Source organism: Streptomyces sp. NPDC002825, from assembly GCF_040295385.1.
GTDB lineage: Bacteria > Actinomycetota > Actinomycetes > Streptomycetales > Streptomycetaceae > Streptomyces.
The window spans coordinates 48004-70234 of record NZ_JBEOVH010000031.1; the positions used below are offsets into that span (position 1 = coordinate 48004).

Here is a 22231-nt window from a genome sequence, read left to right on the forward strand (position 1 = left end):
ATGACGTGGTTCGCCGCGGTCGCGCGGCTGCGGGCACGCCGGGAGCCCGGCGTGCTCGTGACCGTCGCGACCGTGCGCGGCCACGCCCCGCGCGACGCCGGCGCGAAGCTCGTGGTCGGAAGGACCGAGACGTGGGGCTCGATCGGCGGCGGGAACGTGGAGGCCGTCGCGATCGACCGGGCCCGGGAGATGATCGCCGCGTCCGAGGCGGAGCCGGAGCTGATCGACTTCGCCCTGAACGACAAGGTGACCAACCGGCACGGGGTGCAGTGCTGCGGCGGCACGGTGTCGGTGCTGCTCGAACCGCTGCCGGTGGTCCGGGCGGTGGCCGTCTTCGGCGTCGGGCACGTCGGCCTCGAACTGGCGCGGATCCTGGCCCGCCAGGACCTCGACCTCCATCTGATCGACACCCGCGCCGAGACCCTCGCGGAGGAGCGGCTCGGTGTGCTCGCGGACGCGGTGGCGCAGGTGCGCGTGCACCACACGCCGCTGCTGCCCGAGGAGGTCCTGGAGGAGCTGCCGCTCGGCACCCACGTCCTGATCATGACCCATGACCACGCCGAGGACGCCGCGCTGTGCGACGCGGCCCTGCGCACGCCGCACCTGGGCTCCATCGGTCTGATCGGCTCGGCGGCGAAGTGGGCACGGTTCCGCAAGCGCCTCGCCACCGAGGGGGGTCACGACGACGCGACCATCGCCCGGATCAAGACCCCGATCGGTCTTGCCGACATCGGCGGCAAGGAACCGGCGACGATCGCGGTGAGCGTGGCCGCCGATCTGCTGCGCGCCTTCGAGGCCGAGGGGAACTGACGCGTCCAGACGCGTGGAGCGCCGCGGGACGGTCACCGGTCCCGCGGCGCTCGGGACCGTCACCGTACCCGCGGCGCTCGGGACCGTCACCGTACCCGCGGCGCTCGGGGTGGTCACCGTACCCGCCCGCTCAGGGTGGTCGCCGGCCCCGCGGCGCTCGGGGTGGTCGCCGGCCCGCGGCGCTCGGGGCCGGTGCCGCTCGCCGCGGGGCTACAGGCCGCCGGTGAACAGCAGCTTGTTGGGGGTGCCGCCGCTGACGTTGCTCAGGACCCCCTTCGTGGAGTAGTCGTCGAGCCATTCGGCGACCTCGGCCGGGCCTGCCGTCGGGTGCTCGGCCTTGTAGAGGGCGGCGACACCGGCGACGTGCGGGGCGGCCATCGACGTGCCGCTCTCGGCGACGGAGCCGCCGCCGATCCTGGCCGAGACGATGCCCTGTCCCGGCGCGTAGATCTCCACGCACGGGCCGTAGTTGGAGAAGGACGTCTCCTCGTCCCGGATGTTGGAGGCGGCGACGGTGACCACGCCCGTCGCCGATGCGGGCGAGATGTCGCAGGCGTCCTGCGACGAGTTCCCCGCCGCGATGACGGGCAGCACGCCCGCGTCGCGGAGGGCCGTGGCCGCGTTGTTCAGGGCGACGGACCGTTCGCCGCCGAGGGAGCCGTTCAGGACCGCGGGCTGCCTGGCGTTCTTGGCGACCCAGTCGAAGCCGGCGATCATTCCCGAGTAGGACCCGCGCCCGTCGCAGCCGAGGACCCGGACGCTCACCAGGCCGGCCTTGCGGGCGACCCCGTACGTCTTGCCGGCGACCGTGCCCGCGACGTGCGTGCCGTGGCCGTTGCAGTCCTGGCCGTAGCGTCCGTCGCCCATGGCGTCGAAACCGAAGGCCGCGCGGCCGCCGAACTCGTCGTGGTGGTAGTCGATGCCGGTGTCCAGGATGTATGCGGTCACGCCCGCGCCGCTGCCGCGCGTGGTGAAGTCGTTGTCGAGCGGCAGGAGCCACTGGTTGATCCGGTCGAGACCCCAGGAGGCCGCCGGGCCCCGGGTCTCCGCGGGCGTGACCGGCTGCGGCGGCGCGAGCGTCACCGCGTCCTCCTCGACGGACATCACCCCCGGGGTCTTCCGCACCGTCTCCAGCTGAAGGGGGGTCAGGGGCGCCGCGAAGCCGTTGATGGCCTTCTCGTAGACGAACGTCGGCTTGAGGTCGAGCCGCTCGGCGGCCTTGGCGGCGTCGACGGTCCTGTCGAGGGTGACGATGTACTTGCCGGGCACCGCGTGGGCGGCGGTGACGAGCGGGGCCGGGGTCGGCTCCGGACCGGCGGCGGCCCCGGACGCCGTGGCCGCCGGGGCGGAGACGGCGACGGCGGTCAGGACGGCGCTCGCGAGAGCGAGTCTGGTACGTGCGTTCATGCCGGGGAGGGCATCATGCAGAAACGATCACGTCCTACGACATTTCCGAGCGATTCCGATCGATTCCAACGGATGCCGTACATGTCGCGGACCAGATCGATCCGGCGAAGCCCGCCGCGCCGAAGGCGAGCCGCCGCGAACCGCGGGACGCGCCGGTGAACACGCCCGGTCTCCGCCGCGTCATCGGCCCGGGCGCGGGAATCGCCGGCGTCCCGCTCCGGAGGTGTGTTTGGCTGAACCCATGAGCCTTCTCGTGACGCGCCGACACGTGGACCACGTGCGCGTCACGACCATGGCGTGTTCCCGCTGACACCGAGGCCTCGACCCGGCGTCCGGACACCGACGCACACGCCCCCACGACTCCTGGTCGCCCTCTGACGGCCTCGTCCTGCCTTCACGCCCTTCACCTCAGCAGGAGGAGACGCATGAGCGTCCATGACATCACCCATGCCCCCGAGGCCGCCCGCGAGGGTGCCGACGTCGATCCGGAGCTCTTCGCCGCGCAGTGGGAGACGTGGCACCGGGAGAGGACGCCCGGCTCGCCTCGGAGCACGGCTTCCTCGCGATCACCGGTCTGCACCGGCTCTCCGGCGAGCCGCAGGCCTTCCCCGGCGCGCCGGGGACCTGGTCGACCGGACCCGAGGGCGTCGTCGTCGAGCTCGACGAGGGCACCGAACTCGTCGTCGACGGCGAGACGCTCCGAGGGCGGCACGTCTTCGGCGTGGTCCCGGAGCGCGGCGGTGTCGACGCCGTCTGGGGCGACACCGTGATCGAGGTCGCCAAGCGCGGCGGCAACGACATCGTCCGCCCGCGGAACCCCGGCCACCCGCTGCGGGTCGCCTTCGCGGGCACGCCCGCGTACGAGCCCGATCCGCGCTGGGTGGTCACCGGCCGGTACGAGAGCTTCGAGGAGCCGCGGCCGACGACGGTCGGCGCCGCCGTCGAGGGTCTGCAGCATGTGTACGACGCGCCGGGCCGTGTCGTCTTCCGGCTGGACGGACGGGAGTTGAGCCTGACCGCGTTCAACGGGCGCGCGCCCGGAAGTCTCACGCTGCTGTTCACCGACGAGACCTCGGGCGTCACCACCTACGCGGCCAACCGGAACCTCACGGTGGAGGCGCCGGCTCCCGACGGCACGGTCGTGCTCGACTTCAACCGCGCGACCAATCTGCCCTGCGCCTACACCGACTTCGCGACCTGCCCGCTGCCGCCCGCCGAGAACCGGCTGCCCGTCGCGATCGAGGCCGGGGAGCGGATCCCGCACGAGCGCGGAGCGGTCGACTGACCGATCCCACACAAGCGCGGCCCGGCCGGCCGGCGGGCCCCGCGGGCGGTGTCGCCGTGGAGTGTTGCCACGACGTGACGGCGTCGTGGCGACCCCGTGGCGATCCCGTCCGCTTCCCGGCGGCGCCACCCCTCCTCCCCTAGCATCCCGGGACACGGCCCCACCTCCGGCGCGTTCCGCTTCTCGCAAGGACAGGTTCCCCATGGGCATTTCCAGCACCCTCAGTGTCGACGAAGCCATGACCCGGCTTCCCGAACTGCACGTGGTCGACGTCCGGACCCCCGGAGAGTTCGCCTCGGGCCGTCTGCCGGGAGCCGTCAACGTCCCCCTGCCTCTCATCGACGACAGCCTTGCGGAGCTGCGGCAGGCCGCCGAGAACGGGCCGCTGCTCCTGGTGTGCGCCTCCGGCACCCGCTCCGACAGGGGCGCCGCGGTCCTCGCCTCGCACGGGATCCCCGCCGCGAGCCTCACGGGCGGCACCCGGGCCTGGGCCGATGCCGGTCACGGTCTCGAGTACCCGCCCGGCCCCGTACGAGCCGTATGGGCGATGGAGCGTCAGGTACGGTTCACCGCCGGGGCCCTGGTGCTGCTCGGGCTGGTCCTCGGTCTGCTGGTGCATCCGGCGTTCCAGCTCCTCTCGGCGGCGATCGCGGGAGGCCTGGTCTTCTCGGCGGTCACCGACACCTGCGGGATGGCGTCGGTACTGGGCCGGCTTCCCTTCAATCGGCGGGGCTGACCACCTCCGTACCGACGGGGCGGCGGGCCCGGCCGAGCAGCGCGGTGAGGAGGACCGCCGTGAGGGTCCCGGCGACGACTCCGCTGCCCAGGATCGTCCTGGCCCAGCCGGGGAAGCCCGCGTACAGGTCCGGGCTGAGCAGCGGCAGCAGGCCCGCGGTGAGCGCGAGGGCGGCCGTCAGCGAGCCCGTGCCCGTACCGGACAGATCGGCGCGGCGGAGCATCTCGACGCCCATGACGGCGATCACGGCGTAGACGACGAGGGCGGAACCGCCCACGACGGCCTCGGGTATCCCGGCGAGCGCCCGGGAGACGGGCGTGGCCAGGCCGAGGGCCACCAGGAGGACCCCGGCGCCGGCGGTCACGAAGCGGCTGCGGACGCCGGTGAGCCGGCCGATGCCGATGTTCTCGGCGCTGGTGACCATGAGGGACGTGCCGAACAGGCCGCCGACCAGGGACACCAGGGCGTCGGCGCGGGCGACGCGGGGAACGTCGCGCTCGGGGGCGGCAGTCCGGCCCACGGTCTCGCTGTTGAGCACCGTCTGCCCGGTGATCTCGGCCAGGGTGGTGAGGCTGAACACGAGCAGCGGAAGCGCGGCCACCAGGTCGAACCGCGGTGCGCCGAAGGGCAGGAACACGGGCAGGGCGAAGCCGCTGCCGGCCACGGGGCTGAACGAGCCCAGGCCGGTCACCACCGCGACGACGGTTCCCGCCGCCATCCCGAGGAGGACGGAGGTCTGTCGCCAGACGCCGCGCAGGAACACGTACGCGGCGACGGTCGCCGCCACGGTGAGTGCGGCGAGGAGCACCGCGCGCGGCTCCCCCGTGCCGTCCGGCCCGGTCACGAGCCGGGCGGCGACCCGAATCATCGCGACCCCGATGAGCAGCACGGTCACGCCCATGACCAGCGGCGGGAAGAGCCGTACGACACGGGCGTACAGGGGAAGGACGGCGAGCAGCAGCGCGACCGCCAGGAGGACGGCTCCGGTGGCGGTCGCCGGTCCGTGTTCCTGGGCGATCTGGAGGAACAGCGCGGTCGCGGCGCCGCCGGGCAGCATGACGAACGGCAGGCGGCCGCCGATCCGCCACACGCCGAGGGACTGGAGCAGGGCGCCCGCGCCGCACAGCAGCAGGACGGCGCTGAGCAGCGAGGCGGTCGCTCCGGGCGTCATCTTCAGACTGCCGGCGACGAGGAAGACGGTGGAGACCGGGGCGGCGGTCATCGCCAGGACGTGCTGGGCTGCGAGGGGCGCCAGGCGCCGGTACGGGACGCGCGCGTCGACGTCCTCGACGGGGCGGGCCTCCGCGGATCTGGAGGTGGGTGCGGTCGTCATGCCGTCGCCGCCAGCCACGGGATGTCGGAGGCGCTGTAGCGGTAGGCGCGGAAGACGGCGTTGGGCTGGGACGGGAAGAGGCTGCGGACCTCGCTCTCGCCGTAGCCGGCGAAGTACGGGACGACGTACTCCCAGCAGAGGTAGCCGTCCTTCGTCACCTCGAAGAGCCGGCCGGACGGGGAGTCGGTGACGAGCGTGTTGCCGTTCGGGAGGCGCTGCGCGGAGCCCATGAAGGGCGCGAAGAAGAACTCGCGGGCCGGGTCGTGGTACTCCCACACGATCTCGCCGTCGGTCCGGTCGATCTCGATGACGCGGGAGTACGGGACGTCGCGGCCGGGCCGGAAGACGCCGTTGTCGAAGACGAGGAGCCGGCCGTCGTCCAGTTCGGTGGGGGCGTGCTGCTGGCTGACGGTGCCGGGGCGGCTGCGCCAGAGGATCTCGCCGGTGTCGCGGCTGATGACGACGACGGCCGAGACGCTGCGCAGGCTGGCGAGGATGTTGCCGTCGCGCAGGGGCGTGACGCTGTTGATCAGCGGCCAGTGCTCGCGGGCGTAGGCCTCGTGCAGCGGGAAGGCGTCGCGGCCGAGGTGGTCCGCGGCGCGCCAGGACCACAGCAGTTCGCCGTCGGGGCCGACCTCCTTGATGGTGTCGGCCCAGACCAGGCCGCCTTCGGCTTCGGAGCCGGGCACTCCGCCGCATACCGCCGCCGCTTCGGCCCCGGCGAGGGGTTCCAGGGCGGTGTAGAGGATGCGGCCGTCGTCGAGGTGGTGGGCGTCGTGGTGCTGGAGGGGGTCGCGGTGCTCGCTCAGCACGGTTCCGTCGGGTGCGGCGCGGAGCATGACGCCGCCGCGGTACTTGTGCCACATCGGGAAGAGTGCCTCCTCCCCCGGGAGGACGCCGTTGTAGGCGAGGGTGCCGTCGGCGAGGAGCCGGGCGTGGCGGCCGGGGCGGTACGGCAGGTCCCACTGGTGGACGGTGTTGCCGTGGAGGTCGATGAGGTAGACCTCGCCGGTGCCGGTGAGCGGTGCGTAGAGGGTGTAGCCCTCGGACGCGGCCGTCTCGTCGAGGGCGATGAGGCCGGTGGGACGCCGGCGGCGTGAGTTCTGGTCGATGGGGGGCACGTCGGAGCTCCTTCTTCAAACTTTCTTTGATGAGAACAACCGACTTTGACGTTAGGCGCGGAGTGTGACGGGCGTGTGTCGGGAGTACGAAACCGTTTCCGGGCTTCGCCGCCGCGCCGCGTAGGGTGCCGTCAGGCGCCGCCGGGCGCCGGAGGGAAAGGACGGGACCAGCCATGGAGGCCGCGAACACACCGCGGGTGGGCGCCGCCGTGCGCCGCCGGCGACGGGCACTCGACCTGACGCTCGCCGAGGTGGCGCGCAGCAGCGGACTGTCCTCCCCCTTTCTCAGCCAGATCGAGAACGACCGGGCGCGGCCCAGCATGCGCTCGCTCCAGCGGATCGCGGACGCCCTCGGGACCACGGCGGTCCAGCTCCTCGCGGCCTCCGACGAGACCCGCACGGTCGACGTGGTGCGGGCCGACGACGACAGCGGCCTGGACCGGGAGGCGCGGGTGCGTCCGGTGGTGCGCGGCCGGCATCAGCTGCACGCGCTGGAGTTCGTCGGCGCGCACGAGGCGGACCGCGAGTTCCGGCACCGGAACGACGAGTTGCTGTACGTGGCGGACGGCGCGGTGGAGGTGGAGGCCGACGGCCGCGTCCACCGCCTGGGCCGCGGGGACACCCTGCTCCTGTCGGGCGGCGTCCGCCACCGCTGGCGCACCACGGAGCCGGGCTCGCGGATCCTGGCGGTGGCGATCGGGGACCACGTGGAGGTGCTGGAGTCGTGACGTGGACGGCGCCGCCACTGGTCCGCACCGAACGGCTGCGCGATCTGGGCACCGTGACGGAGCGCCAGATGTTGCACGGATGGCTGACCTGGCACCGGGAGACCCTGCTGGCCACATGCGCTGGTCTCGACCCGGGCCAGCTGGCGCGCGCGACGGTGGAGCCCTCGGGCCTCACGCTCCTCGGCCTGGTGCGGCACATGGCGGAGGTGGAGCGGTGGTGGTTCCGGCGCGGCTTCGCGGGCGAGGACCTCGGTGACGTCTTCACCGGCCCGTCGGACGGCAACGAGGGTTTCGACGGGGTGCACGCGGCGGACGCCGAGCGGGACTTCGGGCTGTACCGGGCCGAGGTGGAGGAATGCGACGCGGCGGCGGCAGGCCACGACCTCGACGAGACCTTCCGGTCCTCGCGCGGGGTCGCCCTCAGCCTGCGCTGGGTCTACATGCTGATGATCCAGGAGTACGCCCGCCACAACGGCCACGCCGACTTCCTGCGGGAGCGGACCGACGGGGTGACGGGGGACGGGTGACGTCCGGTACGGCTCCGGGGTTGCCGACCGGCGCCGCGTCAGGGGTCGTCAACCCGTCCGCGCCCACAGGACGTTCGAGCCGGACGGAGCCCGGTGGTGACCGTATGCCGGGGTACGCCGTCCACCGGGCCCGATCGCTATCGTTCCCGGGGCGTCCAGCCCCCGGGACCCCGGTCGGTCAGCAGCGCGCAGACGAACCGCTCCTCGACCGCGCGCAGTCGGCTCAGCAGGGCCGGGTTCGTGGTGACCTGGCTGGTGACGGAGACCGTCACCGTGCGCCGGCCGTCCCGCGTCGACGCGGCGAACTGCGTGTAGCCGGGCGTGTTGCCGGTGTGGCCGAGGACCGTGCCGCAGCGGGTGGTGTAGCGGAAGAGCCCGAGACCGGCCGCGTTGGCGCCGGGGCCGGCCGGTTCGGAGGCGCCGCCGGGCAGGAAGTCCTGCTGGGCCTGGCGGGTCATGGGGGTGAGCAGCTCCGGTCCGGCGTAGCCGCCGATGAACCTGCTCAGGTCGGCGGGGGTGGAGACGATGCCGCCGGACGCCCAGGCGCCGGAGGCGCTGACCGCCTCGCTCACGTCCTCGGGCGGCTCGCCGGGGGCGGTGAAGTAGCCGTGCAGGAAGGGGCGGGGAAGCCGGTAGCCCTGCGGCAGGCTGGTCTCCGTGAGGTCGAGCGGTCGGTACACCAGGTGCTCGAGCAGCGACTCGTACGGGCGGCCGGTGGCCTGTTCGGCCATGAGGGCGACCGCGATGTTGTCCGAGTTGGAGTAGGCGTAGCGGCTGCCCGGCGGGAAGAGGAGCCGCTGGCCGGCCACGAAGTCGAGGAGCCGGCGGGAGTCGAAGTGGTGGCGGGGGTCGGCGCGGACGATGTCCTGGAAGGTCTTGCTCTTGCTGAAGTCCGGGAGTCCGCTGGTGTGCTGGAGGAGCTGGCGCAGGGTCACCGCGTGCCAGTCGGCGGGCAGCTGGGGCAGGCGGCGGCCGATGGTGTCGTCCAGGTCGAGGGCCCGGCGGTCCACGAGGCTCAGGGCGACGGCGCCGCTGAAGGCCTTGGCCACGCTGGCGATGCGCATGTGGTCGTCGGGCCGGGGCGGGCGTCCCGTGCCCACCTCGGCGGTGCCGGCCCGGTAGACCTGCCGTACGCCGTCCCGGGTCAGGACCGCGATCGCGCCGGGCGGGCCGCCCGGCGCGTCCACCAGGTCGGCGAGGGCCTTCCGCAGTGCCGGGTCCGCGTGACCGGCGTCGTACGGGGCGGCCGTGACCGGTGCCGTCGCGGCGCCGGTCAGGACGGCGGCCGCCACGACCGCCCCGGCGGCCGCCGTACGGAGGCGGCGCCTGGGGCGGGGGCCGGTGCGGCCACGGGCGGAACTCGTGGAGTTCCGCCCGGCGTACGCGGCGGGGACACGTCGGGGCATGCGCTACCTCCTCGGTTGCGGGACCGCGGACGGCGGGCGGTACCCGCGGTGTCCGGATCCGGCCGGACGGCCGGACGTTCGGGCCCACGTCGGCCACCGGACCGTCCTGTCCCGGGATCCGGCCCACCTTCTCGCGGTACGGGCTCCGCCGCGCGCCGCCTGCGCCATCCGGCCCACACCCCCACGCGCGCGCGTGGGCCGGCGCGCCGGAGGTGTCCGCCGGCCTCCCCCGCGGGCCGGGGAACGCCGGGCGGCCTCCCTCAGCCGATCGGCGCCTTCTCGGCGGCCCCGGTCCGGTAGCCGAGGGTCACCAGGACCGTGGCGACCAGGACGACCGCGCCCACCGTGCGCAGCGCCGGGCTCATCGCGTCGGCGAAGGATCCCGCCCGGGCGTCGGCCTCGTGCACGGCGAGTACGGTGCCGGTGACGGCCACGCCGAGGGCGGCGCCCATCTCCCGGGCCGAGGTGCCGAGGCCGGAGCCGAGGCCCGCCTGGTGGGCGGGGAGGGCGGTGACGACGCCGACCGTCAGGGCCGGCATGCACAGGCCGGTCCCCGCCGAGATGACGAGCAGCCAGCAGGCGTACAGCGCGTACGGCGTGGCCGCGCCCGCGGTGGCGGCGCCCAGGAGTCCGGCGCCGATCAGGGCGAGCCCGGTCGCGATGGCGGGGCGCGGTCCCGAGGCTGTCTGCCAGCGGGTGGCGACCTTGGGGAAGACGGCCATGCCGATGGTGAGCGGCACGATGGCGAGGCCGGTGACGGCGGGGCCGTACCCCTTGACGTACTGGAGGTACTGCGAGTTGGCGTAGAAGAGCGAGAAGAGGCCGAAGAAGCCGGTGGCCGTGCCCAGGACGGCGGCGCGCAGCTGCCGGGAGCGGAAGACCCGCGGGTCGAACAGGGCGGCTCGCGAACGGAGTGCGTGCCGGGTGAACACGCCGGCGAGGATCGCGCCCACGGCGAAGAAGGCGAGGATGCGGGGTGAGGTCCAGCCGTACGCCGGGCCTTCGATGATGCCCGCGAGGAGGGCGACGAGGGCCGCGACGAGCAGCACGGTGCCGCGGGGGTCGGGGTGCCCGTGCGGGGAGCGCTCGGTGCGCGGCACGGCGACCGCGACGGTCAGGGCGAGCAGTCCGCCCAGGGGCACCATCACCCAGAACAGGGCCCGCCAGGTGAGGAACTGGCCGGCCGCTCCCCCGCCGACGTTGCCCGCGAGGCCGCCCAGGCCGACGGCGAGGGTCCAGGAGGCGAGCGCCCGGGCCCGGTGCGCCGGTCCGGCGAGCTGCACCATGATCGACATGGTCGCGGGCATGATGCAGGCGGCCCCGGCGCCGGACACCCCGCGGCCCGCGATCAGGAGCGCGGGCGACGCGGCCAGGGCGCTGAGCGTGGCCCCGGCGGCGAACAGCGCGAGTCCGGCGAGCAGCACGCCCTTGCGGCCCCGGCGGTCGCCGAGCGCTCCGGCGGGGATGAGGAGTCCGGCGAAGACGATGACGTACGCGTCCACCGTCCACAGCAGCTCGGTGGAGGAGGGATGCAGGGAGGAGGCGGCGAGTTGGGGGATGAGCAGGTTGATGGCGGCGACCATGCTCTGGGCGACGAGGACGCAGGAGCACAGGGCGAGCAGGGTCGACCGCCTGAGCCTGCTCGGCGCGGTGTCGGCCGGGGCGGCGGGAGGCGGTGAGAGGGCAGGCGAGGACATGGCTCCTCCGGGGAGCGTCGTGGTGAGGGGATGTGCGCCCACCGTAGGCTCGGCCCGTGGATTACTTCCAGTGCATCTTTTGCAGGGGTTGAGTGCGTATGACGCAATCGGCGGACCCGACCGGCCTCGACCTCAATCTCCTCGTCGCCCTCGACGTCCTTCTGGAGGAGCAGAGCGTGCGGGGAGCGGCCCGGCGGCTGCATCTCTCCGAGCCCGCCACCAGCCGTACGCTGGGCCGGATCCGCAAGGCGCTCGGCGATCCGATCCTGGTGCGCGCCGGGCGCGCGATGGTGCCGACGCCGTACGCCCTGTCCGTGCGGGCCGAGGTCGGCGCGGTCGTGGAACGGGCGAGGGCGCTGTTCGCGGCCTCGGGTCCCACCGATCTGCGGACCGTCGCGCGTACGTTCACGGTGCTCGGCCAGGACTCCCATCCCGCCCTGCTCGGCCCTGCCCTCCTCGCGCGCGCCGGGCGCGAGGCCCCGCGGGTGCGGCTGCGGTTCCTGAACGAGAGTCACATCGACGTCCCGACGCTGCGGGAGGGCGTCGCCGACCTGGAGATCGGTGTCATCGACACCGTCCATCCCGAGGTGCACACCGAGCACGTCCTGGAGGATCGCATGCTCGCGGTCGTCCGGTCGGGGCACCCGCTCCTCCGGGGTCGGCTGACGCGGCGGAGGTTCGCGGACGCGGACCATCTGGTGGTCTCGCGCCGGGGACGGCTCCAGGGCCCGATCGACACCGCTCTGGCCGAGCTCGGGCTTCGCCGCCGGGTGCTCGCGAGCGTCGGCACGTACCCGGCGTCGCTGTTCCTCCTGCGGGACACCGACCTCGTCGGCCTGATCAGCGCGCGGAGCCGCGCGTTGGCCGAGTCCCTCGGCCTGGTCACTTTCGAGGTCCCCCTGGAGCTGCCGCCCCTGCCGGTCGGCCTCGCCTGGCATCCGCGGCACGACGCCGACCCGGCGCACGCCTGGCTGCGCGGCTGTGTGCGGGACCTGCTGCTCGACGGGACCGGCTGACCCCCGGCACCCCCGTGGCGGGGGTGCCGGGGTGCGGGTCAGGCCGCGCGGTCGGCGGCGGGCTGGGCGGCCAGGGCGGGGATGCCGAGCGCCTGCTCGTCGGCCGGGGTGGCCTGGTACAGCTTGTTGGTCAGCTGGTAGGGGTCGTCGACCAGGTCGTAGCACTCGCGGAACTGGACCTGGCCGGTGCCGGAGACCGTGCCGTTCTGAAGCGGCTGCCGCCGATGTAGATGACGAGGGTGTTGTCGAGCTGGCCCAGGGCCTGGAGCTTGTCCTTGAAGGCCTGCACGGCGTCGTCGACGGAGAGCAGGGTGCGCGGCTGCTCGGCGCGGATGGTCCGGCCGTCGGCGAGGCACCGACGGGCGGGAGGCGGTGTCCGGTGCCAGTCTGGGGCGTACTGGATCCGCGAAAGGGAATCGCCATGCTCACCACTGCCTTCGTGCCGGGCTCCCCCTGCTGGCTCGACCTCGGTGCCCCCGACGTGCCGGCCGCCGCGGCCTTCTACCGCGTCGTGCTCGGCTGGGAGTACGAGCCCATGGGCGGGGCGCAGGACGCCGAGGGCGGGATGTTCCGGTCCGGCGGGAAGGTCGTGGCCGGGCTCGGCAGGCTGACCGAGCCGGGCGCGCGCTCGGCCTGGATGATCTACTACTCCGTCGCGGACGCGGACGAGACGACCCGGGCGGTGGAGAACGCGGGCGGCACGGTCCGGGTGGAGCCGAGGAGCTTCGGCGAGCAGGGCCGGATGGCCCAGTACAGCGACCCGCTGGGAGGACAGTTCGCCGTCTGGCAGCCGGGCGAGATCAAGGGCGCGGAGCTGGTGGACGAGCCGGTGTCCCTGAGCTGGACCGAGCTGTACACGACCGACGCGGCGGCCGCGAAGGAGTTCTACGGCGGCGTCCTCGGCTGGTGGTTCGACGACATGGACCTGCCCGGCGACTCGGGGACGTACAGCCTGATCACCCCCGCCGGGCTGCCCGCGGAGCGCATGCACGGCGGCCTCATGCAGGTGTCCGAGGCGGACCTCGCCCTCGCGCACGGACGGCCTTACTGGCACCCCGTCTTCGCCGTCGCCGACTGCGACGACACCGTCGCCAAGGTCACCGCGAACGGCGGCAGCGTGCAGATGGGACCGATGGACATGGAAGGGGTCGGGCGGCTCGCGGTCTGCCTCGACCCGTCGAACGCCGACTTCGTGGTCCTCACGCCGCCGGCGGGCTGAGGCCGCTTTCCGGTCTGTTCGCCGGGCCACGGCAACGCCAGAATGCACCCCATGACCGATGCAGCAGCGACACCGGCGGACCAGGACGCCGTACGCGTCGAGCGCGAAGGGCCCGTGACCACGGTGGTCCTGTCGCGGCCCGCCGCCCGCAACGCCGTGGACGGGCCCACGGCCCGGCAACTGGCCGAAGCCTTCCGCGCGTTCGAGGACGACGAGGAGGCCGCGGTCGCGGTGCTGTGGGGCGAGGGCGGCACGTTCTGCGCGGGCGCCGACCTCAAGGCCGTCGGCACCGAGCGCGGGAACCGCGTGGCGCCCGAGGGCGACGGGCCGATGGGCCCGACCCGGATGCGCCTGACGAAGCCCGTCATCGCGGCCGTCAGCGGCCATGCCGTGGCGGGCGGCCTCGAACTGGCCCTCTGGTGCGACCTGCGCGTGGTCGAGGAGGACGCGGTCCTCGGGGTCTTCTGCCGCCGCTGGGGCGTGCCCCTGATCGACGGCGGCACGGTCCGGCTGCCACGGCTGATCGGCGAGAGCCGTGCCATGGACCTCGTCCTCACCGGACGCCCGGTCCCCGCCGCCGAGGCGTACGAGATCGGGCTCGCCAACCGTCTCGTACCGAAGGGCGGGGCCCGGGCGGCGGCGGAGGAACTCGCCCGGGAGATCGCCGGCTTCCCCCAGCTGTGCCTGCGGCACGACCGCCTGTCGGTCCGGGAACAGCACGGCCTGCCGGAGGCGGAGGCCCTGGCGGCCGAACTGCGGCACGGGATGGTGCCCCTGACGGCCGGCGAGACCGTCTCGGGGGCCGCCCGCTTCGCCGCAGGGGCGGGCAGGCACGGTTCGTTCGGTGCGCCGTGCGCCCCGGAGGCCGGGCTCACCCCTGTGGACGGTAGAGCCTGATGTCCCGGTTGACGAACAGGTGGACGTAGCCGCACGTCCAGCAGATCAGGCCGGTCGCCGACTCGTTCGCCCAGGCCATGTTGAAGAACTCCATCCCCGTGCTGTTCAGCTTCACCTCCCGCTCGCGGAAGGTGTCGTCGTCGCACACCTGGCAGCGGACCGGCTTCCCGCCGATCGCCGCGTGCACCGGCTTGGCCATGCTGTCGCCCGCTCTCTCCGCCGGTTCCGGCGGTCGCCCCGTTCTCGTCGATTCCGGCACCCGGACCCGCCCGCTGCTTGTACCGTGGTGGGACGGGTCCGGTGCCGCCGACTCCCCCGTTTGGCGGCACCGGGCCCGCCTGTGATCCTGAGGCATGATCATCCGCGGCGCACTGCCGTCCTCCGGCAGTGTTCGACGCCTTCCCGATGCCGGTTCCTCCCCTCTCCCACGGCCGTGTCACTCTTGATCGCCGCGCGTCAAGAACACGTCAGGGACGCGTCGGGGGAACGGGGGAGGAACCGTGTCGGAGAGAGAGCCCGCCGAGGAGTACCTGGAGGGGTACGCCGAGATCCTGGCGGGTGTGTGCGCGACCCGGCGCAGACTCACCCGGGAGGAGCGCGAGGCCCTGGGCGCGCTCGGGGAGCGGGCCGCGGAGGCGGGGATCGGACTGCGGGCCCTCGTCCGGGCCCATCTCTGCGCCGCCGAGCGGCTGCGCCCCGGTCTGCCGCCGTCCGCGGCCGAGCACCTCCTGAGCGCCGTCGAGCAGGCCGTGGACGCCTTCGCCGCGGGACACGAGCGGGCCCAGCAGCTGGCGATGCGTCAGGAGGAGGCCGCGCGTCGGGAGTTCATCGACGACCTGCTGTACGGCCGCAGCGATCTCGGCCGGCTGGCCGAGCGGGCCGAGCGCTTCGGACTGCTCCTGTCCCCCGCCCACACGGTGGCCGTCGCCCAGGGCCCGGAACCGTACAGCGACGGCTACGCGGTCACCCGTACCGTCGAAGCCTCGCTCGCCGCCCGCTTCGGCAACCGCCGGATCCTGCTCACCACCAAGGACGGGCGGCTGATCTGCGTCGCGCCGGCCGACGAGCCCGAGGTGCTCACCCACTTCGCCAAGCAGGCGTGCGCGGCGACCGGCGGCGGCCAGGTCGCCATCGGCCGCCCGCACCCGGGCGCGGGCGGTGTCGTCCACTCCTACGAGGAGGCGCTCAACGCCCTCGCCCTCGCCGCCCGCATGAACCTGAGCGACCCGGTCCTGCACGCCGCCGACCTCCTCGTCTACCCCGTCCTCACCCGCGACCGGCAGGCCATGGCCGACCTCGTCCGCACCGTGCTCGGACCGCTCCAGCAGGCCCGCGGCGGCGCGAAGCCCCTCCTGGACACGCTCACCGTGTACTTCGACAGCGGCTGCGTCACCGCCCAGGCGGCCCGCGGCCTCAGCCTCAGCGTGCGGGCCATGACGTACCGCCTCGACCGCATCCACCGCCTCACCGGCGCGGACCCCGGCGACCCGGTGCAGCGCTACGCCCTCCAGACGGCCGTCATCGGCGCCCGCCTCCTGGACTGGCCGGACCAGCCGCTGTAGAACCCCCGCCCGGCCCGGGAAGGATCGTTTCGCTACCGCAAGTGATCCCGAACTGAGCGCCGAACGGGGACAGTTGTCGGTTTCCGGTCGTCCGTGGCGGGCAGGTTTGGAGAGCCGTGGGGCGGGCAACGGCCGGCCTCGCGGCGCACCGGTGCGGGTCGAGGACAGAAGGAGGTCGGTCCCCATGACAGTGCGCGCCGTCGACGTGCCCCTGCTGTGGATGCCCCACGCGCTACGGGTGAATCCGCATCTGCCGGCCCTGCACGAGGAGAGCGAGTCCTGGGCGCGAGCCATGGGCATGCTGGACGGCTACCCGGGGCCGCCGGCACGCCCCGCGATCTGGAGCCGGGACAAGTTCCACGCGATGACCGTCGACCAGCTGACCGCCTGGACCCTCCCCGACGCCTCGCTCGCCGACCTCCGGCTCAACCACCGCTTCAACATCTGGGCCCTGGCCTGGGACGACCACTTCGCCTCCGCGTTCAAGCAGACCGGCGACCTCGCCGGAGCCCGGGCCTTCACCACCCGGCTGCACGCCTTCCTGCGCCCCGAGCACGGGGCCAGGCTGCCCGAGCCGACGAACGCCGTCGAGCGCGGCATAGCCGATCTGCAGCAGCACCTCTTCCCGCCGAGACTGGCGCACTGGCGCACCGAGTTCAACCGGGCCCTGGCCCGGTACATCGACGCGGGGGTCGAGGAACTGGCCAACAGCCGCAGCGGCCGCGTTCCCCACCTGATCGATTACGCCCCGTTCCGGCGGGAGAGCTTCGCCGCCTATACCGCCCCCTATTCCGTGGAATTGGCCACCGGCGCGCGAATACCCGAACAGATTCGACATACGCGGACCGTCCGCGCCCTGCTCGACGCCTTCATGGATTTCATGGGCCTCGCCAACGACATCGCGTCCTATGAAAGGGAGGTGCACGAGGAGAACGATGTCAACAATCTCGTTCTGGTCGTCGGAACCTCCCTGGGCATCACCCTCCACGCCGCCGTGCCCGCCGCTCTCCATCTGGTGAACGCCCGCCTGCGGGAGTTCGAGCACCTCAGACAGAGCGAACTGCCGCTGCTCGTCCGCCGCTCCGGCCTCGACCGCGAGGAGCGGGCCGAGCTGGACACCTGGCTCCGGGGAGCCTGCGGCTTCCTGTCCGGTCTCCACGCCTGGTACACCGGAGCACCCCGCTACGCCTCCGGGGACGGCTCGTTCCCGGGGTGAGGGCAGCGGGGCCGCCCCGGCACGCCCCTACCTTCCGCGCAGGAACCGCAGGACGCGCGTCAGCCACGAGGCCCGGGGCCCGGTCCTCCCCGCCGTTCCCGGGCCGGCCACCGGCTGCGAGGGCGCCGCGGATTCCCCGTGGCTCTGGGCCGGCGGGGCCGGGAGCGGGGCGGGGACGTCGTCGGCCTGGGGCGGGCGCGCGGCGAAGGTCACCGGCAGGGCCGTGAGGTGCCGGGCCCAGGTGGAGGAGCGCCAGGTGAGGTCCTCCTCGGGGATGGCCAGGGCGATGTCGGGGAGCCGGGTGAGCAGGATGTCGATGCCCGCGTCGGCGATGATGCGGCCGATGTCCTGGCCGGGGCATTCGTGCGTGCCGGCGCTGAAGGACAGGTGCGCGCGGTTGTGGTGCACGGGGGTCGCGGCGTCCGGGCGGATCGCCTGGTCGACGTTGCCCGCGGCCAGACCGAGCAGGAGCATGTCCCCCGCCTTGATCTCCTGTCCCCCGACCGTGGTGTCGCCGTTGGCCCAGCGGCCGGGGCACACCATGAGCGGCGGCTCGTCCCAGAGGACCTGCTCCACCGCCTCGGGCAGGGTCATCTGCCCGCCCGCGAGGGAGCCGCGGAAGCGGGGGTCGGTGACGACCATGCGCATGACGTTGGACATGAGGTTCGCGGTGGTCTCGTAGCCGGCGAGCAGGATGAGCCGCAGGTGGTGCTGGACCTCCTCGTCGGTGAGGCCGGCCGGGTGGGCCATCAGCGCGGAGGCGATGTCGTGGCCCGGCTGGGCGCGCTTCTCGACGACCAGCTGTTCGAGGCACTGGAGCACATAGGCGTTGCTGGCCAGTGAGGTCTCGGTCGCCTTGAACAGGTCGCGGGCGGCGTGCACCAGCTTGGGGGCGGACTCGTCCGACATCCCGAGCAGATGCGTGAGGGTGAGCATGGGCAGGGGCTCGGTGAACCGCTCGACCAGTTCCGCCTCGCCGCTCTCGCAGAAGGTGTCGATCAGCTGGTGGGCGAAGCGGGTGATGAGCCGGCGGACGCCCCGGTGGTCGAACTGGCTGAGGCTGGACGTGACCGCGCCGCGCAGCCGCTGGTGCTCCTCGCCGTCCGCGCAGACGCAGTCGGGGCGCCAGCCGATCATCGGGATGAGCGGGGAGGTCTCGGGGTCGATCTCCCCGCTCCGCCAGCCGTGCCAGACGCGCGGGTCGCGGGAGAACTGGGTGGGGCGGCTGGCCACGTCCCGGTTCTCCAGGTAGCCGAGGACGAGCCAGGCGCGGACGTCGCCGTCGAGCAGGACGGGCGCCACCGGCCCGTGGGCGGCGCGCAGCTCCTCGTACAGGCCCATCGGGTCCGTCGACGCGGCGGGACCGTAGAGCCGGGTGGCCCCGCCGGGGCCGTCGCCGATGTGGGCGGGGCAGCCCGGGGGCGGGACCGTACCGGGCTGTGCGGTGGCGTGTTCGGTGGGTGGGACGGTCATGCGGTCTCCTGGGCGGCGGCGAGGGTGCACAGGTAGCCCATCAGCGCGAGCAGGGTGTCGCGGCAGGACGCCCGGTCCCGTGCGTCACAGGTGACGATGGGCACGGAGTCGTTGAGGGCCAGAGCGGTGCGCAGATCGGTCAAGGGGTACTGCGGGGCCTCCGGGAAGGCGTTGACGGCCACGACGAAGGGGACACGGCGGTCCTCGAGCCGGGTGATGACCTCGAAGGAGACCTCGATCCTGCGGGTGTCGACGAGGACGACGGCGCCGAGGGCACCTTCGAAGATGCCGTTCCACAGGAACCAGAAGCGTTCCTGTCCGGGTGTGCCGAACAGATAGAGGATCAGCTCCTGGTTGATGCTGATCCGGCCGAAGTCCATCGCGACGGTGGTGGTCTTCTTGCCTTTGGCGCCGGGGTTGTCGTCGATTCCGACGCCCGCCTGCGTCATGGTCTCCTCGGTGGTCAGGGGCGGGATCTCGCTCACCGACCCGACCATGGTCGTCTTGCCGACGCCGAAGCCGCCGACGATCACGACCTTGACTCCCCTGGCGCCGTGCGGCAGCAGCAGGTCGGTGTCGCGCCGGCCGGCCTCGAGTACGTCAGAGTTTGCGTAGTCCATGGATCACCGCCTCCAGTAGGCCGCGTTCGGGATAGGCCGCCACGGGCACGGGCGAGATGGCCTCGACCCGCTCCTCCTCGACGAGCTGGGCGAGCAGCACGGTGACGACGCTGAAGGGGAGGCTGAGGTACGCGGAGACCTCGGCGACCGAGAGCGGGTACGTGCACAGGGTGAGGATGGCCGAGTGCTCGGGCTGCATGGCGGGGTCGGGTTCGGACCGCGTCGCGATGAGGGTGACCAGGTTGAAGTTCCCGGCCGAGGGGTCCGGGCCTCCGGTAACGACGTAGAGCGGGACGGGTGTGCCTTCATGCCAGGGGCCCTGGTTCTCCGATGTCACATCGCCTGCCCGACGTCCTCACGGGGCGGGCTGGTCATGTGCTGGCCGATGCGGATGACCAGCGTGCGCATGCGGTCGCCGAGGAGTCCGGCGTCCACCTCCGGGTCGGCGAGGACCGCGAGATAGGCCCCGGGGCCGGCCGCCATCAGGGAGAAGTAGCCGCCGTCGGCCTCGATCCCGACCATGTGCGTCGATCCGTCGCCCTGCGGGAACATCTGTGCGATGGCCCGCGCCAGGCTCTGGATGCCGGAGCAGGCGGCGGCGATCGCGTCGGCGGTGTCGGGGGCCGTGTTCGCCTGCCCGATGCTCAGGCCGTCCGACGACAGCACGACCACGTGTCGCACGTACGGGACACTGCTCACCAGGTCCGTGAGCATCCAGTCCATGTTCGGCAGTGGCTGCATGTTACTCGTCCTCATCTGACGGCTCGCTGGGGGAAGAAGTGGGTTCGGCGACCGCTCCGTCGTCGCCTCTCTTGGTGCCGTTGAACGCCTCCCACATCAGGCCCGGCTGGCGGGTGCGGCCGGAACCGGCCGGGGAGGCCGCCGGATCGGCGGGCGCGGGCCCGGTCTGCAGGAGCGGGGTCGGGACCGGCGACTCGCGTCGTCGCTGCGGGAGCATGGGCGAGGGCGCCTCCCGTCGTCGTTGCGGGAGTCCGTTGGCGGTCTTCCTGACCTCGACGGCGTCCGCGCCGGCGTCGGGCGCGGGGGTCGGCCGGGGCAGGAGGGGGCCGCCCGCCCGCCGCCGCCGGAGGATCTCCGGGGTCAGCAGGGAGCCCTGGGGCACGGTGGTGATCAGCCGGCGGGGGACGAGCACCACGGCCCGTACGCCTCCGTAGGCGGAGGTGCGCAGGTCGACCTCGCAGCCGTGCTCGCGGGCCAGCCGGCTGACCACGGGGAGGCCGATCTGGGTGAGCTCGCCCAGGCCCGACAGGTTGATGCCGGTCTGCGACTGGGCCATGACGCGCTCGACGCGCTGCCGGACCTCCTCGGTGAGGCCGACCCCGCGGTCCTCGATCTCGATCGCGATGCCGGAGGGCACCTCGCTCGCGGTCACCTCGACGGGTGTGTGCGGCGGCGAGAACGTCGTGGCGTTGTCGAGGAGTTCGGCGAGGAGGTGCATCATCGGCTCGGCGCCGGGGCCGGTCACCGCGACCTCGGCCACCGACTGCAGCTTGACGCGGGGGTAGTCCACGATGCGGGACATGGCCCCGCGCAGGATGTCGTAGAGCGGGATCGCCTTGGACCACTGGCGTCCGGGCCGGGCGTCGCCGAGGACCGCGATGCTGGCCGCGAGGCGGCCGATCAGGGCGTTCCGGTGGTCGACGTTCTGCAGTCCGCGGGAGACCACCAGGTCGTTGCCGTGCAGGATCTGCATGGCGTGGAGGTCCTTGGTGAGCTGGTGCACGATCGCCTGGACCCGGCGCGCGACCGCCACGAGGGCGCGCTGGGAGGCGTCGCGGGTGTGCTCCTCGGCCTCCACGGCCTCCAGGGAGGTGCGCAGGGCGGCCTTGAGCGCCACGACGTACTCCGGGTCGAGGTGCTTCCCGAAGGTGACGGCGTTGATGATCTCCGAGGAGGGGTCGCCCTTCTGGAGCCGGGCGACGGCCGCGGGGAGGAGTTCCTCGGCGAGCCAGAGGACGGTGGCCCGCTGGTCCGCCAGGCGCCCGAGGAGCACGGCCTCCCGCTGGGCGTGCTGCTCCGCCGCCTCGACCCTCGCCCGGGTGTGCCGTTCGGCTTCCGCCGCGCGTGTTCGGCGCGCGGCGACGGCCGAGGTGGCGACCGTGAGGAGGACCGCGGCGAGTCCGCACCAGGCGACCGGTGTCCGTATCTGCGCGGAGGAGACGAACAACGCTATTGCGGTGGCTGCGGCCAGAACTCCGGGCGGGAGAAGCCATACCCGGGCGACCGAGGCCGACCGGGATCTGGAAATTGAACCTGCACGAACCATCAGGGGGTCCCTAAACCGTCTGAAACGAACGGACTGAGGTGACGCATTGCGCGGCGGTGACTCGCTGTGAGCACGGCGCAACACATCGGGGAGCATAGTCAGTTCGGGTTCGCCATGTGACCTTGCTGGAAGGACAGCCTCCAGCGGTCAATCCCCCTCTATAAAACGACCATTCGCCGAACGGAAATGTGCGGGACCGATCACGTTCTGGCGTCTGTGCCCATGGGTCCGCCCTCGGTCTCCGTCGCGGGCGCACGACGGGGACCGAGGGCGGACATGTTCCCGGGCGCGGGCCTCCGTCAGGCCTCCGCGCGGGCCCGCCGCGCGCGGCGGCGGAGGTGCAGAGCCCCGCCCGCCACGGCGCCGGCCAGCAGGACGCCGCCCGCGGCGAGCGGGGTGCCCGTGGAGTCGGCAGCGGGCTCCGCGGCGGTCGCCGCCGACCCGGCGGCACCGGCCGCCGCGACGGTTCCGGCCCGGCCCGCGGCACCGGCGGCCCAGCCGAAGCCGGCCTCGACGCCGCCGTGGGGACGGCCGGAGATGCGGTACGTGACGGTCTGCTTGATCCGGGGCGGGCACTTCAGCGTGACCGTGTCCGTGCCCGAGGCGGCGCCGTCCGGCACCACGAACTCGCCCACCAGGACACCCTGCCGGCCGCCCGGCAGCAGATGGAAATCACCGCCCGCCTCCGACTTCCCCTTGCCGTAGGTCTCCTTGCCGCAGGCGGTGGTGGTGACCGTGACGGTGGTGCCGGGAGCCGCGTTCAGCGGAGTGATCCGGACCTCGGGGTCCCCCGGGGCCGCGAGTGCCGCGGGGGCGGACAGGACGACGGCGCCGACGATCAGACTGACCTGCAGACCGGTGCGTACGCGACGCATGTTTCTCTCCTTCGGT

Annotated in this window: 22 protein-coding genes; 10 read left to right on the top strand and 12 right to left on the bottom strand. The window is 73.3% G+C overall.

All coding sequences use genetic code 11. The features are described from left to right. Positions 1–810, top strand: a complete 810-nt coding sequence (gene xdhC / locus ABT041_RS30925; RefSeq protein ID WP_351190663.1) for a xanthine dehydrogenase accessory protein XdhC — start codon at positions 1–3, stop codon at positions 808–810. Between the two features lie 210 nt (positions 811–1020). Here xdhC and ABT041_RS30930 read toward each other — a convergent pair whose 3' ends face one another. Next, positions 1021–2217: a S8 family peptidase gene (locus ABT041_RS30930; RefSeq protein WP_351190665.1), complete on the bottom strand. Its 1197-nt coding sequence runs from the start codon at positions 2215–2217 to the stop codon at positions 1021–1023. A 514-nt stretch (positions 2218–2731) separates the two neighbouring features. On the opposite strand from ABT041_RS30930, the gene ABT041_RS30935 reads away from it, so the two are divergent. Next, a complete protein-coding gene (locus ABT041_RS30935) occupies positions 2732–3502 on the top strand; it encodes a DUF1684 domain-containing protein (RefSeq protein WP_502976626.1) in 771 nt (256 codons plus the stop codon). 202 nt (positions 3503–3704) lie between these two features. Beyond that, entirely contained in the window at positions 3705–4238 is a 534-nt protein-coding gene (locus ABT041_RS30940; RefSeq protein WP_351190666.1) for a rhodanese-like domain-containing protein, read from the top strand. Here ABT041_RS30940 and ABT041_RS30945 read toward each other — a convergent pair. Both ABT041_RS30945 and ABT041_RS30950 read right to left on the bottom strand, forming a co-directional pair. Next, entirely contained in the window at positions 4222–5571 is a 1350-nt protein-coding gene (locus tag ABT041_RS30945; protein WP_351190668.1) for a uracil-xanthine permease family protein, read from the bottom strand. The genes ABT041_RS30940 and ABT041_RS30945 overlap by 17 nt on opposite strands. Continuing rightward, positions 5568–6692, bottom strand: coding sequence for an aryl-sulfate sulfotransferase (locus tag ABT041_RS30950; RefSeq protein ID WP_351190670.1), 1125 nt, complete (start codon positions 6690–6692; stop codon positions 5568–5570). The genes ABT041_RS30945 and ABT041_RS30950 overlap by 4 nt, the downstream gene beginning before the upstream one ends. A gap of 173 nt (positions 6693–6865) precedes the next feature. On the opposite strand from ABT041_RS30950, the gene ABT041_RS30955 reads away from it, so the two are divergent. Both ABT041_RS30955 and ABT041_RS30960 read left to right on the top strand, forming a co-directional pair. Further along, a complete protein-coding gene (locus ABT041_RS30955; RefSeq protein WP_351190672.1) occupies positions 6866–7420 on the top strand; it encodes a helix-turn-helix domain-containing protein in 555 nt (184 codons plus the stop codon). Then, on the top strand, positions 7417–7947 hold the full coding sequence (locus tag ABT041_RS30960; protein ID WP_351190674.1) for a DinB family protein: 531 nt from the start codon (positions 7417–7419) through the stop codon (positions 7945–7947). Before ABT041_RS30955 ends, ABT041_RS30960 begins: the two co-directional genes overlap by 4 nt. Positions 7948–8084: 137 nt before the next feature. Here ABT041_RS30960 and ABT041_RS30965 read toward each other — a convergent pair whose 3' ends face one another. Together ABT041_RS30965 and ABT041_RS30970 are read right to left on the bottom strand one after the other, a co-directional pair. Continuing rightward, positions 8085–9353, bottom strand: a complete 1269-nt coding sequence (locus ABT041_RS30965) for a serine hydrolase domain-containing protein (RefSeq protein ID WP_351190676.1) — start codon at positions 9351–9353, stop codon at positions 8085–8087. Positions 9354–9613: 260 nt separating this feature from the next. After that, positions 9614–11050, bottom strand: a complete 1437-nt coding sequence (locus ABT041_RS30970; protein ID WP_351190678.1) for an MFS transporter — start codon at positions 11048–11050, stop codon at positions 9614–9616. A gap of 92 nt (positions 11051–11142) precedes the next feature. On the opposite strand from ABT041_RS30970, the gene ABT041_RS30975 reads away from it, so the two are divergent. The 3 genes from ABT041_RS30975 to ABT041_RS30985 all read left to right on the top strand — a co-directional run bounded on the left by ABT041_RS30975 (position 11143) and on the right by ABT041_RS30985 (position 14182). Beyond that, positions 11143–12066: a LysR family transcriptional regulator gene (locus ABT041_RS30975; protein ID WP_351190680.1), complete on the top strand. Its 924-nt coding sequence runs from the start codon at positions 11143–11145 to the stop codon at positions 12064–12066. 421 nt (positions 12067–12487) lie between these two features. Next, positions 12488–13285 carry a VOC family protein gene (locus ABT041_RS30980; RefSeq protein WP_351190682.1) on the top strand — a complete coding sequence of 266 codons (798 nt, stop codon included), beginning with the start codon at positions 12488–12490 and terminating at the stop codon, positions 13283–13285. A gap of 51 nt (positions 13286–13336) precedes the next feature. Then, a complete protein-coding gene (locus ABT041_RS30985; RefSeq protein ID WP_351190684.1) occupies positions 13337–14182 on the top strand; it encodes a crotonase/enoyl-CoA hydratase family protein in 846 nt (281 codons plus the stop codon). Here ABT041_RS30985 and ABT041_RS30990 read toward each other — a convergent pair. After that, a complete protein-coding gene (locus tag ABT041_RS30990) occupies positions 14157–14381 on the bottom strand; it encodes a hypothetical protein (protein ID WP_351190686.1) in 225 nt (74 codons plus the stop codon). The two genes, ABT041_RS30985 and ABT041_RS30990, sit on opposite strands and share 26 nt — an antisense overlap. A 301-nt stretch (positions 14382–14682) precedes the next feature. Between ABT041_RS30990 and ABT041_RS30995 the strand changes: the two genes are divergently transcribed. After that, positions 14683–15744, top strand: a complete 1062-nt coding sequence (locus ABT041_RS30995) for a PucR family transcriptional regulator (RefSeq protein WP_351190687.1) — start codon at positions 14683–14685, stop codon at positions 15742–15744. A gap of 184 nt (positions 15745–15928) precedes the next feature. Further along, the gene (locus ABT041_RS31000) at positions 15929–16960 is read left to right on the top strand and encodes a terpene synthase family protein (RefSeq protein ID WP_351190689.1); all 1032 of its coding nucleotides are present in this window, start codon (positions 15929–15931) and stop codon (positions 16958–16960) included. A gap of 27 nt (positions 16961–16987) precedes the next feature. On the opposite strand, the gene ABT041_RS31005 is transcribed toward ABT041_RS31000, so the two are convergent. From ABT041_RS31005 to ABT041_RS31030, 6 genes are all read right to left on the bottom strand, one after another. Next, the gene (locus tag ABT041_RS31005; RefSeq protein WP_351190691.1) at positions 16988–18433 is read right to left on the bottom strand and encodes a cytochrome P450; all 1446 of its coding nucleotides are present in this window, start codon (positions 18431–18433) and stop codon (positions 16988–16990) included. After that, entirely contained in the window at positions 18430–19053 is a 624-nt protein-coding gene (locus tag ABT041_RS31010) for a GTP-binding protein (protein ID WP_351190693.1), read from the bottom strand. The genes ABT041_RS31005 and ABT041_RS31010 overlap by 4 nt, the downstream gene beginning before the upstream one ends. Continuing rightward, positions 19034–19390: a DUF742 domain-containing protein gene (locus ABT041_RS31015; protein ID WP_351190695.1), complete on the bottom strand. Its 357-nt coding sequence runs from the start codon at positions 19388–19390 to the stop codon at positions 19034–19036. The genes ABT041_RS31010 and ABT041_RS31015 overlap by 20 nt, the downstream gene beginning before the upstream one ends. Beyond that, positions 19387–19794: a roadblock/LC7 domain-containing protein gene (locus ABT041_RS31020; protein ID WP_351190697.1), complete on the bottom strand. Its 408-nt coding sequence runs from the start codon at positions 19792–19794 to the stop codon at positions 19387–19389. Before ABT041_RS31020 ends, ABT041_RS31015 begins: the two co-directional genes overlap by 4 nt. 1 nt (position 19795) lies before the next feature. Beyond that, the gene (locus ABT041_RS31025; RefSeq protein WP_351190699.1) at positions 19796–21241 is read right to left on the bottom strand and encodes an ATP-binding protein; all 1446 of its coding nucleotides are present in this window, start codon (positions 21239–21241) and stop codon (positions 19796–19798) included. Positions 21242–21639: 398 nt separating this feature from the next. After that, positions 21640–22215 (bottom strand): sortase, encoded by a 576-nt coding sequence (locus tag ABT041_RS31030; protein WP_351190701.1) that lies wholly within the window; start codon positions 22213–22215, stop codon positions 21640–21642. Between the last annotated feature and the right edge of the window lie 16 nt (positions 22216–22231).

Bases quoted from the DNA above. Each gene is read 5' to 3' on its own strand.
- xdhC (WP_351190663.1), top strand. From the start codon at position 1: ATGACGTGGTTCGCCGCGGTCGCGCGGCTGCGGGCACGCCGGGAGCCC.
- ABT041_RS30930 (WP_351190665.1), bottom strand. From the start codon at position 2,217: ATGAACGCACGTACCAGACTCGCTCTCGCGAGCGCCGTCCTGACCGCC.
- ABT041_RS30940 (WP_351190666.1), top strand. From the start codon at position 3,705: ATGGGCATTTCCAGCACCCTCAGTGTCGACGAAGCCATGACCCGGCTT.
- ABT041_RS30945 (WP_351190668.1), bottom strand. From the start codon at position 5,571: ATGACGACCGCACCCACCTCCAGATCCGCGGAGGCCCGCCCCGTCGAG.
- ABT041_RS30955 (WP_351190672.1), top strand. From the start codon at position 6,866: ATGGAGGCCGCGAACACACCGCGGGTGGGCGCCGCCGTGCGCCGCCGG.
- ABT041_RS30965 (WP_351190676.1), bottom strand. From the start codon at position 9,353: ATGCCCCGACGTGTCCCCGCCGCGTACGCCGGGCGGAACTCCACGAGT.
- ABT041_RS30970 (WP_351190678.1), bottom strand. From the start codon at position 11,050: ATGTCCTCGCCTGCCCTCTCACCGCCTCCCGCCGCCCCGGCCGACACC.
- ABT041_RS30980 (WP_351190682.1), top strand. From the start codon at position 12,488: ATGCTCACCACTGCCTTCGTGCCGGGCTCCCCCTGCTGGCTCGACCTC.
- ABT041_RS30985 (WP_351190684.1), top strand. From the start codon at position 13,337: ATGACCGATGCAGCAGCGACACCGGCGGACCAGGACGCCGTACGCGTC.
- ABT041_RS30990 (WP_351190686.1), bottom strand. From the start codon at position 14,381: ATGGCCAAGCCGGTGCACGCGGCGATCGGCGGGAAGCCGGTCCGCTGC.
- ABT041_RS31000 (WP_351190689.1), top strand. From the start codon at position 15,929: ATGACAGTGCGCGCCGTCGACGTGCCCCTGCTGTGGATGCCCCACGCG.
- ABT041_RS31005 (WP_351190691.1), bottom strand. From the start codon at position 18,433: ATGACCGTCCCACCCACCGAACACGCCACCGCACAGCCCGGTACGGTC.
- ABT041_RS31010 (WP_351190693.1), bottom strand. From the start codon at position 19,053: ATGGACTACGCAAACTCTGACGTACTCGAGGCCGGCCGGCGCGACACC.
- ABT041_RS31020 (WP_351190697.1), bottom strand. From the start codon at position 19,794: ATGCAGCCACTGCCGAACATGGACTGGATGCTCACGGACCTGGTGAGC.
- ABT041_RS31030 (WP_351190701.1), bottom strand. From the start codon at position 22,215: ATGCGTCGCGTACGCACCGGTCTGCAGGTCAGTCTGATCGTCGGCGCC.